Annotated in this window: 10 protein-coding genes; 5 read left to right on the forward strand and 5 right to left on the reverse strand. The window is 66.8% G+C overall.

Annotated features, from left to right (window positions below):
- Positions 1-246, forward strand: a 246-nt coding sequence (locus H162_RS31840; protein ID WP_020653452.1) for a transposase, incomplete at its 5' end; no start/stop codon positions are given.
- A 356-nt stretch (positions 247-602) separates the two neighbouring features.
- Here the strand turns inward: H162_RS31840 and H162_RS0124460 are convergent.
- Entirely contained in the window at positions 603-1,214 is a 612-nt protein-coding gene (locus H162_RS0124460; protein WP_020656125.1) for a hypothetical protein, read from the reverse strand.
- Positions 1,215-1,467: 253 nt separating this feature from the next.
- Here H162_RS0124460 and H162_RS0124465 point away from each other — a divergent pair, with 253 nt between their 5' ends.
- Together H162_RS0124465 and H162_RS0124470 are read left to right on the forward strand one after the other, a co-directional pair.
- On the forward strand, positions 1,468-2,424 hold the full coding sequence (locus tag H162_RS0124465; protein ID WP_020656126.1) for a sensor domain-containing diguanylate cyclase: 957 nt from the start codon (positions 1,468-1,470) through the stop codon (positions 2,422-2,424).
- A 126-nt stretch (positions 2,425-2,550) separates the two neighbouring features.
- Positions 2,551-2,991, forward strand: a complete 441-nt coding sequence (locus H162_RS0124470; RefSeq protein ID WP_020656127.1) for an FKBP-type peptidyl-prolyl cis-trans isomerase — start codon at positions 2,551-2,553, stop codon at positions 2,989-2,991.
- Between the two features lie 69 nt (positions 2,992-3,060).
- Here the strand turns inward: H162_RS0124470 and H162_RS0124475 are convergent, their stop codons facing one another.
- The 3 genes from H162_RS0124475 to H162_RS32875 all read right to left on the reverse strand — a co-directional run bounded on the left by H162_RS0124475 (position 3,061) and on the right by H162_RS32875 (position 6,084).
- A complete protein-coding gene (locus H162_RS0124475) occupies positions 3,061-4,830 on the reverse strand; it encodes an ABC transporter ATP-binding protein/permease (RefSeq protein ID WP_020656128.1) in 1,770 nt (589 codons plus the stop codon).
- A gap of 316 nt (positions 4,831-5,146) precedes the next feature.
- On the reverse strand, positions 5,147-5,308 hold the full coding sequence (locus H162_RS34435) for a hypothetical protein (protein WP_020656129.1): 162 nt from the start codon (positions 5,306-5,308) through the stop codon (positions 5,147-5,149).
- Between the two features lie 122 nt (positions 5,309-5,430).
- On the reverse strand, positions 5,431-6,084 hold the full coding sequence (locus H162_RS32875; protein WP_051109994.1) for a hypothetical protein: 654 nt from the start codon (positions 6,082-6,084) through the stop codon (positions 5,431-5,433).
- A 182-nt stretch (positions 6,085-6,266) separates the two neighbouring features.
- Here H162_RS32875 and H162_RS0124490 point away from each other — a divergent pair, with 182 nt between their 5' ends.
- A complete protein-coding gene (locus H162_RS0124490; protein ID WP_051109995.1) occupies positions 6,267-7,457 on the forward strand; it encodes an NnrS family protein in 1,191 nt (396 codons plus the stop codon).
- A gap of 62 nt (positions 7,458-7,519) precedes the next feature.
- Here H162_RS0124490 and H162_RS0124495 read toward each other — a convergent pair whose 3' ends face one another.
- Positions 7,520-11,215 (reverse strand): discoidin domain-containing protein, encoded by a 3,696-nt coding sequence (locus H162_RS0124495; RefSeq protein WP_156885787.1) that lies wholly within the window; start codon positions 11,213-11,215, stop codon positions 7,520-7,522.
- A 297-nt stretch (positions 11,216-11,512) separates the two neighbouring features.
- Here H162_RS0124495 and H162_RS0124500 point away from each other — a divergent pair, with 297 nt between their 5' ends.
- Complete coding sequence (locus H162_RS0124500) at positions 11,513-11,965, forward strand: hypothetical protein (protein ID WP_020656132.1); 453 nt, start codon at positions 11,513-11,515, stop codon at positions 11,963-11,965.
- Positions 11,966-11,969: the final 4 nt, after the last annotated feature.

The following is an 11,969-nucleotide window of genomic DNA, read 5'->3' on the forward strand; positions in this document are numbered from 1 at the left end:
CTGCGCGCCTGGCGAAGCTGGCTGAAGATGGCAAACGACAGCGGGATCGAGCCGCTAAGGAAATTCGCCACCAAGTTAAAACCCTACTGGCGAGGCATCGCAGCGCGGCTGCGCTGGCCGATGCATACCGGCCAGCTCGAGGGCATCAACAACCGTATCAAGGTGATGAAGCGGATGGCCTATGGCTACCGGGATAGCGACTTCTTTTTCCTCAAGATCAAAGCCGCGTTTCCCGGAAATCCGTGATGAACCTTTTTTTATGCTTGATCCCGTATGGCGATCGGGGTCAGATCTGACATTCGGACACCGAGCGAGCACCTTTGCTCTATCTCAAAATGCTGGTTTGTATATCCGAAACTCGCCCATGTTCGGCTCACATGCATCACCGAAAGCCGCACATCACGGCCCATGCCGGAAAGAGGAAAAAAGCCTCAGCATACTTAGAAGCGTGCTGAGATTTCGCAAGGGTTGTACGTCCATGTCCGAATGACAGACCTGACCCTGAATGCCCTGAAGTATCGCTTTTATGCAATAAAAAGCCCGGCTGTATTGGCCGGGCTACATAGTACTCTCCTCTTGGCGGGCCTCGCGGTCCGCCTTTTTTATGCCCGGCGGCGGCGTGCGGCCCAGGCGCCGAGGGCGGCGAGCGCGCCGAGCGCCAGCACCGGCGGCTCCGGCACCTCCTGCGGTCCGCGCCTGGCGCGCAGCATGCCGCGCGCACCGCCGCATTCGGGATATTCCCATCCGCAGCCGACGTACTCGTCGCTGTGCGCCGCCATCATCGTGAACATCCGGCCCTGGCTTTGCAGGCTGAAGTCCGAATTCCCGTCGATCGCGAAGATCGAGCCGCTCAGCATCCCGCCCGGCATGAAGGCGAGATCGAGGCTGATGCGGTCGAAGAAATAGCGGGGATGGCTGCGGTGCTCGTACTCGATGTAGTTGATCCGCTCGCCGCCGAAGCCGTCGTACCAGTAACGCAGCGACAGCAGGCTGTCCTGCGGATCGATGCAGGGGTCGACGAACATGCACTGGTTGTCGATGTCCAGCGCCAGCGCGCCCCCGGCGACGGCGGCGTCGGAAAACACGAGTTCGATGTTCAGGGCTTCGGGCATGGTTGGAGAGGCGGCCGTCTGGTGCCAGGTATAGATCACATCGGCGGCGGCAGGCTGGGCCAGGGCGACGGCGGCCAGCAGGCAAGAAATCTTGCGAAACATATTTTTACTCCAACAATGAATATGTTCCATAGACAAGCAAAGAATGCGCCAAACCGTTTCATGAACATAGGTACTTGATTTAACACATCAATTGGATCGCATTCCCAACCGCCCACTCCACGCTGTAAGGATTCCCGACACCTGCCCGCTTCTGGCCTCCCCTCCGGGACACAGCAGCAGCGGCGATTTTCTTGACGGTAGCTAATGTTTTCGGTGCACAATGCTGTCATCCCTGTCCAATCCCCCCAGCCTCATGACTGCTCCACTTCCCGCCTCCGAGCCCGTCACCGGCGACGATCCCGGCGTCTATCGCACCCTGCTGGAATCGACCCGGGCGATTCCCTGGCGAATCGACTGGGCCACGATGCGCTTCACCTACATCGGCCCCCAGATCGAGGAATTGCTCGGCTGGAGCCCGTCCAGCTGGCTGAGCGTGCACGACTGGGCCGACCGGATCCACGAGGAAGACCGCCAGAAGACCGTCGATTTCTGTGTTTCGCAATCGCAGCAAGGCGTGGACCATGAGGCCGACTACCGTGCCCTGACGCGCGATGGCGACCAGGTCTGGATCCGCGACGTGGTGCACGTGGTAAGGCGGCAGGACGGCAGCGTCGACTCCCTGGTCGGCTTCATGTTCGACATCACCGCGCGCAAGCAGGCCGAAGACAAGATCCTGCAACTGCAGCGCGAACTCGAAATCCTGTCCTACCGCGACAGCCTGACCGGCGTGGCCAACCGCCGCATGTTCGACACCCTGTACCCGGTCGAATGGGCCAAGGCGCGCGCGATCGGCGAGCCGCTGTCGCTGGTCGTGATCGACATCGATTACTTCAAGCAGTACAACGACCATTACGGCCACGTGCAGGGTGACGACTGCCTGCGCCGCGTGGCCCAGGCCCTGGACGCAGGCGCGTCGCGCTCGCGCGACCTGTGCGCGCGCCTGGGCGGCGAGGAATTCGTGCTGCTGCTGCCGGGCACGGACGGGGAAGCCGCCCGCAACGTGGCCGAGCGCTGCCGCAAGCTGCTGGGACACGAGGAGATCCCCCATGCCCGCTCCGGCGTCGGCCGCCAGGTCACTGTCAGCATGGGCGTCGGCACCATCGTGCCCGGGGCCCAGGACGACCCCCAGGTCTTCCTGGACCGGATCGACCGCCGCCTCTACCAGGCCAAGTCCGCCGGGCGCGACCGGATCTGCGACAGCGAGGCGTAACGGACCGCATCAGCATGCCTCGAACGGAGCCGATGCTCGGCGGCCCAGCCCAGGTGTTGTCATGGCAGCAGCCGCGATGTATGCTGCTGCGGCATCCAATATGGACAATTACCACGAGAGAATAATTTGAAACAACTGCTTTCCTGCTGCGCCCTTGGTGTAACACTGACGCTGGCCCTGGCCGGCTGCAAACGCGCCGAGGCGCCGCAATCGGTCGAGGCCAGCGCTGTGGCCTTGCAAACGATCGATACCGTGGCCGGCACCGGCAAGGAGGCGGTGGCCGGCGCCACCGCCGTCGTCCACTATACCGGCTGGCTGTTCGAGCCGAAGGCCCCGTCGCAGCGCGGCGCCCAGTTCGACTCGTCGCAGGGGCGCTCGCCTTTCAGCTTCCAGGTCGGCGGCGGCCAGGTCATCAAGGGCTGGGACCAGGGCGTGCAGGGCATGAAAGTGGGCGGCAAGCGTACGCTGATCGTGCCCGCCAGCATGGGCTATGGCGCCAGCGGCGCAGGCCCGATCCCACCGAACGCCACCCTGCTGTTCGAGGTCGAGCTGCTGGAAGTGCGCTGAGCCGCTCAGGCCTGATCGGCTGGCGTCGCGCCTGGTCGCCGCAAGGATCCAGGCGGGGCATCGCTTCAGTCAATCGGGTACGGCTTTCTTGGCCGGCTGCGCGGCAGCCACCTTGCGCGCGTGGCGCAGCGGCTGGGCGTTGTTGCCGCCACTGCGCGACCTGGCAACCGGCCCATCGAACTGATAGGCGGCTGCTTCATGTATCTCCCAGGCGCCCTCGCCCATCAAGCGCAGCACATGGGTATGGTGGCGCAGCACTGCGGCGCGGTGGGCGATGCTGATCAGGGTCGTTCCGCCGTCGCGCAGGCGCCCGTATAGCGAGGCTTCGTTGCCACTGTCGAGCGCGCTGGTCGCTTCGTCCAGGATGACGATGCTCGGCGCATGCACCAGCACGCGGGCGAAGGCCAGGCGCTGCTGCTCGCCGACCGACAACAGCTTTTCCCAGTCGTGGACGGCGTCCAGGCCGCCCACGCGCTCGGCCAGGCGCGGCAGATGCACCTGCTCCAATATGTCGAGCAGCCGCTCGTCGCTCAGGCTCGACTGTGCGCTGGGGTAGATCAGCTGGCTGCGCAGCGTGCCGGACTGCAGATAGGGCTGCTGGGGCAGGAAGAAGAACTCTTCCAGGGGCGGATGATGGATCACGCCGCTGCCGGTATTCCACAAACCCGCAATCGCACGCAACAGCGAGCTCTTGCCGCAGCCGCTGTCGCCGGTAATCAGCAGCGCGTCGCCCGGCTTCAGGACCAGGCTCAGCTCCTTGATGAGCACCCGCTCGGATTGCGGCGGATGCAGCGTCAGGGATTCCAGCGCGAGCTGCCTGCCTGGACGCCTCTGGATGCGCGGATGCCCGTTGTCGGCAACGGTCTTCGGCTCCGCCTTGGGCAGCACCAGATCGGACAACGCCTGGAGGCGGTCGATTCCCGCCACGAAGCGGCTCAGGCTCTCGAAGTTGTCGACAATCACCCCCACGGCGGCGAGCACGGCCGTAAACGCCCCGGCCGCCTGTATCGCCCGTCCCACTTCCAGCTGGCCCGACAGGACGCCTTCGGCCAGGATCACACCCGGCAGCACCAGGGTGAGTTGGCTGAAGGTGCGCTGGAACAGGTTGAGGGAACGCTGCTTGATGATCAGCTTGGCGAAATTGCGGATCACCTCGTCGAACTTGCTGTCGATATGGGCGCGCTCCTGTTCCTCGCCGCGGTAGAAGGCGATCGATTCGGCATTCTCGCGCAAGCGCATCAGGCTGAAACGGAAATCCGCCTCGCGCCGCAGCTGCCAGAAATTCAGGCGGATCAAGGGGTTGCCGAAGACGTAGAGCGCGACAACGGTGCCCGTCAGCGCGTACACCACCAGCACGCCGACCAGCACGTGCGAAATCGACCACAGCACGGTGCTGAACGCCACCAGCTGCATGATCGAGCCCAGGAAGATCAGCAGGAAGTGGATCGACCTCCCGGTGAACGTGCCGATGTCTTCGCTGATGCGTTGATCGGGGTTGTCGATCTCGCTGTCGGATCCCAGCTCGTAGTATTTGCGCCCTTTCAGGTAGCCATCGAGGAAACGGCCGGTGAGCCAGCGCCGCCACTGGTTGGCGAAGAGGTCGCGCATGTAGTAATAGAAGGCGTAGATCGGCACCGCGAACGCCAGGATGAACAGGCAGGCGCGCACCGATGTCCAGAAGCGGCCGCCATCCTTGCCTGCCAGCGCCGAGGTCATCTCGCCGGCCTGGGTGTTCAGCATGACCGCCAGCTTGGTCTCGACCAGCATCAGGACGATCAGGAGCGAGAGCAGCAGCCAGGCCTTCTTCCTGTCGTCCCCCAGCCAATAGGGCTTTGCCACGTTGACGAATTGTCTCCATGCAGCGAGCGTCAAGGGAGCGGCCCGGCGTCTTTCCTTGGGTGCGGCCGGGACCTCCTTGGTCGCGGCGACGGTAGCGGAATGTGGCGTAGTCATTTCGGTAAATCGCAGTAGTCGGCCAGGGGTCGAACTCACGGGCTCGATTGATTCTTGCTATTCCAATCCGCGCAGCCAGGTCGATGATCGCAAAAAAATGTGCAGACAAGCGCTGGAGCAAGGTGCCGGAATGCGTGCCGCTGCGCTCCACAGCCCTACTCTTGCGCCATTTCTCGGACTCGGCAAGTCATATTTGCCTGAGTCACACCCTTAGCATATGACCGCGCACGAGGCCGTTCAGTGCGGAAACGGACATAACTTGCATTTCGCATGTCCAGTCAACGCAGGCCGGTGCGAGCGCCCTGGTGAAGAACGCCCTGCTCGCCGCATCGTCGCTGGCGCCGAATGTGACGTGGTCGAACATGATCTCTCCTGAATTGCAGGCCGACCCTGGCTCCCGACGCCTGGTTTCGCGCTCTCTATACAGCCTGGGCCACGGTCGCCGATGTTGTCGGGCCATCCCGTCCGGTCACATCGCGCGTCCGATCAGTCGCGCGCAGTGCGCCATTCCTGCTTCCTGGCGGGTTCTTCATGCCGAGGACAGCTGGTGAGCCTTTGCTTGCCGTGTTTTTCGATCATGTCGATGCTGGTGACAGGAGACACTTCCGTGATGCAGTAGGTACCGTTGCCGGTGGTCACGCGCGTGCGGCGGGCGCCGTCGCCCGTGTTGTTGACCAGCTCCTGGACCTTGGGCGCTTCCCACAACCTGGGCGGCGCCATCTCGTGCGCCTGCTCCATCCCTTGGCGCAGGCGGATCTGCGGACTGTCCGGCGGCAGGATGATGGTGGGCCGGTTTTCCCTGCGTAGCGCGCGGTCGATGCTGCCGGCGCTGCGGCGCGCGCTTTCCATGATGGATTCGGCGAAGGGCCTGGGCGGCGCCCCGGCGTCGGATGCCGGAGCCGCCGCAGGTTCCGGGTCCGGCGCGGCCGGGACCGCGGCCGCGCCGGGCCGGGCGGAGCGGACCGGCGCGGGGCGTGCAGGCCGGCGTGCTTCCTGCGGCGCGGCGGAGGGCGCCACCCCGCTGGGCGGCGCCGGCAGGCGGATCCACTGGAGAACGGCGCCCTCTCCTTCCGCCTGGACCGGCGGCGGCGTGCGCGCCGTCTGCCAGCCAAGGATCAGGGCCGCATGGACGAGGAGCATGAGGGCGGCGCCGGCCAGGCGGCGGTCGCCTGCAATGGCCGGGGTCGAGGCAGCGAAACGACGTGGGGGGAAACTGGCCATAGCCGGACAGTATAGCCATGGCCATGCGCTGCTTACTCACCAATTCTCACCGCCGGGGCTTTTGATGTATTCTATCTACATCTTCAATACCGGAGTCATCCATGCCCTCCGTCCCGTCCGCAGCGTCGTCCCTGGCTTCCCTGGCATCGCCTGAAGCGCCGGTGTACCGCCTGGGATTCCGTCCCTTCTACCTGCTCGCGGCCGCGCTCGCGGTCGTCGCCCTGCCCGCCTGGATCCTGTCCTATCTCGGCCTGTGGCAGGCGGCGCGCATCGACCTGCTCTGGCATATGCACGAGATGACGTTCGGCTTCGCCGGCGCGGTGGTGGCCGGCTTCCTGTTCACCGCCGTCCAGGCCTGGACCGGCCTGCCGACGCCCCATGGCGCCACCCTGCGTGCGCTGGCCGCGCTGTGGCTGGCGGGCCGCTGCGCCGCGCTGAGCGGGATCCCGCTGCTGTACGCCATCGTGGACCTGGCCTTCCTGGCCGCCGTCGCCTGGATCATCCTGCGCCTCCTGCTTGCGGCGCACAACCGGCGCAACCTGCCGGTGGCCGGCGTGGTGGCCCTGCTCGCGGCGAGCAACCTCGCCTTCCATCTCGCGCTGGCCGGCTGGCTGCCGGTCTCGCCGATCGACACCGTCCGGGCCGCGATCATGTTCCTGGTACTGCTGGTGGCGCTGATCGGCGGGCGGGTCGCGCCGATGTTCACCCGTAACGGCGCGCCCGGCAGCCGGCCGCGCCAGTCCGGGTATCTCGACCTCGCCTGCGCCCTCCTGATCGCGCTGGCGACGCTGTGCTGGTTTGGCGGAGCGCCGGCCTGGCTCACCGCAGGCGCCGCCTGGTGCGCCGCCGGCGCCAACGCCGTGCGCCTGGTCCTGTGGGATCCGCTCGCGACCCGCTCGAATCCCCTGCTGTGGACGATCCACCTGTCGTTTGCGCTGCTGGCCGCCGGGCTGGCGGCGCTGGGACTGGCCGCCAGCGGCCATGTGTCGCCCAGCAGTGCGCTGCACCTGCTGGCCATCGGCGCCATGGGCGGCATGATCGGCGCCATGATCACCCGCACGGCGCTCGGCCACACCGGCCGGCCGCTGCGTGCCGGACGCAGCGAAACGGCCATCTACGTGCTGTTGCCGCTCGCCGCGCTGGCGCGCCTCATCGCCAACACGCTCGATGGGGCGCTGCGGGACGGCATGCTGGCGCTGTCGGCCACGTTCTGGGCCGGCGCCTTCCTGGTCTACCTGGTGCGCTACCTCCCCTACCTGACCAGTCCGCGCGCCGACGGCAAGCCGGGCTGACCGGCCGCTTCACCGGCGCCGCCCCGCACCCGGCGCGGGAGCCGGGGCGCCGCCGGTCCCGGTCACGCGCCGCCGCCGAACAGGGCGAGCTTCAGCTCGGTGATCGACCACCAGCTGCCGGAGGTGCCAAGCTGCTCGATGCGCAGGTAGCGCGCCGTCCTGCGGGCGAAGCTGATGGCGGTGGTCTGCCCCGGCTCGTTGCCATCGGCGACGTCGACCCAGGCCTGCCCGTCGTCCGACACCTGCACCTTGTAGCCGTGCGGGTAGTCGCCGCCATTGCCCGCGTTCAGGAACACCGAGTCGAAGGTCTTCGCAGCCTGCAGGTCGACCACGATCCATTGCCCCGGAACCTGCTGCTGGCCCGAGGTCCAGCGGGTGTTCGGATTCCCGTCCAGCATGTTGCCGGTCGCATCGCCCGAGGAAGCGCTGACCTTCCAGCCCGCGCGTGGCAGGTAGGGATCGACCGGGCTCGGGGGCGCCGGCACGGCGCCGTTGGCCCTGGTCGGATCGAGCGACACGGTGGCGCGCGCCGGCACCGTGGCCGAGCCGAGCACGGCGGAACCGTTGGTGAAGCGCACCGTGCGCGGCGTGTCGGTCGGATTCCATACCTGGGCGGTGTAGCCGCCGGCGTTGCGGTACACGGTGGCGGCCGGCCAGTCGAGCGCCCACACCTCGCTGGTGCGCTCGCCGAGGCTGGCCATGCTGTTGACGAACCAGTAGGCGTTGAAGGCCTCGTTGTACTGCAGGCGGCTGCCGTCGAACTTGGCCAGCACGGCCTGCGGGTCGCTCAGCGCCTGGAACGGCCAGATGATGTGCTCCCAGCTCCGCTCCGGGCCGCCGTTGTCGGCCACGAAGCCTTCGTACAGGCGCGCCGCCTTGGACTTGTCACGCCCATAGTAGGTCAGCCATTCGGCGGTCGGCAGCCAGTGGATGCCGTAGACGTAGGGCGCGTACGGACCTTCCTTGGGGTCGAAATAGGTTCGGTAGGCATACGACGAGCCGTATACCTGGCCCACGCCGGTGTGCGCGAATTCCGGCAGGCGGATGTCGCGGTCGTAGTCGAACCAGTAGTTCTCGATGGCGCGCTCCTCGGTCGTGAAACCGTAGATGCCGGCGTCGCGCATGACCGGATTGTCGGTCACGACGCCCCACAGGTACTGGCCCAGCCAGCCGACCAGCGCCTCGCCCGCCGCCTCCTGGTTGTTGCCGTTCGGGTTGTCCCCGAAGCCGCCGGCCCAGGAATGGCCCACATAGGGACTGAAGTTGCGGAACTGCGGGAACAGCGGATCGGTGCGCGACGGGCTCGCATAGTCGCGGATCAGGAGTTCGACCATCGGACCGTAGTCGCGCAGGAAGTCCTTGTCGTAGCTCGCCAGCACCGCGGCCGCGAAGGCGAAGTAGCCGTAGGTGAAGTGGTGGTCGGTCAAGCCCGTGTTCAGGCCGAACCCGGTATGGTAGGCCACCAGCGATCCCCAGCTGCGCACGTAGTGGAAATAGGTGCCGTGCTTCGTCTCGCCCGGGGTGTAGGAGAGCCAGTCGGTGAGGACCGGGCGCAGCTTGGCCAGGTAGGCGTCGCGGCGCACCCGGTCGCCCATCTGTTCCGCCACCAGGACCCCGGCCGCCAGCGGATGCAGCGCCTTGCCCTGCCAGTAGGGGTCGTTGATCATCAGGTTGCCGGACGTGCTCTGGTCGAGCTGGTCGAGGTAGGTGACCAGCTTCGCGCGCGAGTACTCCGGGTTGCGCGGCTCGACGAACTGCGGGATCAGGCCGTGGAAGCGGTCGACCGTGGTGAAGCTGTTGCCCTCGGCCACGCGGATCTCGCCGCGGATGCTCGGATAGCGATACGGCCCGGTGCGCGCCCCGGAGATCTTCCACTGGTGCGGCAGCAGCCCCATCAGCGTCTCGTTCGGGAAGCCCGGGCGTTTCAGTTCGGTGCTGCTGGCGAAGTCGGTGGTCACCTCGGCGCTGGCCTGGTCGTAGCGGTAGTCGACCCGGGTGCCGGTCACGAAGGCGTAGGCATTGCGCTGGAACGCGGACAGGTCGGAGGCCGCCGGCATGGTCGCCAGCGACAGGTAGTCCTGGCCGCCGCCGAGGGTGATCTTGATGGTGCCGCCGACGCGCAGGAAGCGGCTGCCGGCCGGGGCGAACACGCCATAGTAGCGGGTCGCGGTCTGCGGGTTCGGGGCTTCGTCGGTGCTGGCCAGTTCGATGCCGACCACGTCGCCGTCGTAAGTTGCCGTGTCGCCGTCCAGGATGGTGTTGCCGGCGCTGTCGAACAGGCGCACGATGTTGTAGGCGCTCAGCTGGACCCGGCCCGCCGTCGCGCCGAACGTGTTGTACACATAGGGCGAACCCTGCACCAGGGTGCTGCGCATCTTGGCGCTGGCGTCGTCGCTCATGATGACGCTGACGGAATAGTCGCCATGGCCGTCGACCCTGGTCTGCATCCGGTCCGGCGCCACGCTCTCCGGCATCAGGTACAGGTCGGGCTGGCGCGCGGTCTCGATCGCGTTGCCGTCGCCGGTCACGAAGCCGGCGTCGATGGTGGTCAGGGACAGGCCGTTGCGCGTGTACTTGCTGCGCAGCGGCAGCGTGACCAGGCCGCTGCCGCTGCCCAGGTTGCTGATCAGGAGCGATTGCCACCAGTCGTTCGAGGCGATCGGCCATTTCACGCCTTCGGTCCGGTACTGCGGCGGCGGCGGTTCCGGCTGGCTCGAATCGTCGACTTCATAGCTGCCCTTGCCCACCACCACCTGGCTCGGCTGGGCCAGCGGCGGGATCGCGTGGAGCGGCTTCGGATCGCCGTCGCGCCACGGATACGCGCGCAGCTCGAACATGGAGTAGCCGTACTGGGTGGCGCGCTGGATGCCCTGCATCCGGACATGGCGGCCGTTCTCGTACAGCGGAGTGTTCTGCACCCCGCCGGTGGCGCCCAGGTTGCGGTACACGGTGCGCCAGTTCACGCCGTCGTTCGACACCTGCAGGTCGTAGGCGCGGGCGTGGGCGTCTTCCCAGTCCAGCTCCACGGCGCCGATCCACTGGCTGCTGCCCAGGTCGACCTGGACCCACTCGGTGTCGCGGTAGGCCGACGACCAGCGCGTCTGGCGGTCGTTGTCGTTGATGTTGGCCTCGAGGTAGTCGCGCGGCGTCAGGTTCGGATTGGCGCCGGGCTGCTGCGATTCGTTGGAGGAGGCGCGCACCGGCGCATGCAGGGCGATGTTCGGGCGCGTGCCGCCGCCCGGATCGCCGCCGCTGCCGTAGACGCCCAGCTCGAAGATCGAGTAGCCGTAGCCGGTGGTGCGCTGGGTGCCGTGCACGCGCACATAGCGCGCCTCCGTGGCCAGGTTGAATTCGTTGACCAGCTGCTGGTTGTCATCCACCCCGCCGACCTTTTCCCAGGTCACCTCGTCGTCGGACACCTGCAGCTCGAAGGTGCGCGCGGAGGCGTTCTCCCACTGGACCACCACTTTCGTGATGCTGGCGCGCGCGCCCAGGTCCACGTACAGCCATTGCGGGTCCTTTTGATGGACGCTTTCCCAGCGCGACTGGAGCTGGCCGTCGACCGCCAGGTTCGGGGTCGCGCCGCCCTGCACCGAGGAAGCGAAAGCGGGTTTGCCCTGCGACAGCAGGGTGACCTGGGCCAGCGCCGCCGGCGCGTAGACCAGGTGCAGGGCCAGGGCCAGCGCGCCGAGCGCCGGCTTGCGGATCGCGCCTGCCACCTGGCGCGCGTGAGTATTGTCTTCGAAGTATGAAACCACGAGGAACTCCTTGATCAGATTGTGGGTGGCATTGCCGCGGCGCGCCCGGCCCGCGGTCCGGGGCGCCGGCAAAGTCGGCCCGAACGGCCGCACGCAGGAACAAGACCGCGCTCGCGGCGGCGGCGCAGGTGGATCGCCTGTATTTACAGCACTCGGGTGCGGCAGATTCTACCCAAAAAAATATTGCCGTGTGGAATCTTTTTTGGCGGGCGCCGCCGCGCAGGCGGTCGGCCGTTCGCCGTATAATCGCTGCGGCCATGCAACTGGCCGTGTATTCACCCATTCGAAAAGACCCAGATGAAAGCCCTGCCCCTCGCCCTGCTGTTCCTCGCCTCCGGTTCCGCCCTCGCGGACGATGCGGCGATCCTGAAATGCCGCACCCTGGCCGACACCCCGGCGCGCCTGGCCTGCTACGACGCGATTCCCGTGGGCGCCCAGGCGGGCGCCGCGCCGGTCGCCGCGGCGCCCGTGCGCACGCCCGAACAGAGCTTCGGCCTGGAGGTTTCCAGGCTGCGCGAGGAACAGCCGAAGGCGATCGTCAGCACGATCAAGGGCGACTTCGAAGGCTGGGGGCCAGGCACCCAGTTCCGCCTGGCCAATGGCCAGGTCTGGCGCGTCGTCGACGGCAGCGAAGCGGTGCTGCCGCGCTCGAGCAACCCGAAGGTCACGATCGAGCGCAACGTGTTCGGCACGCTGTTCCTGAAGGTCGACGGCAGCAACAACTCGGCCAAGGTGCGCCGCGTCCAGTAGGACC

Origin of the sequence: Massilia niastensis DSM 21313 (genome assembly GCF_000382345.1) — a bacterium.
GTDB lineage: Bacteria > Pseudomonadota > Gammaproteobacteria > Burkholderiales > Burkholderiaceae_D > Telluria > Telluria niastensis.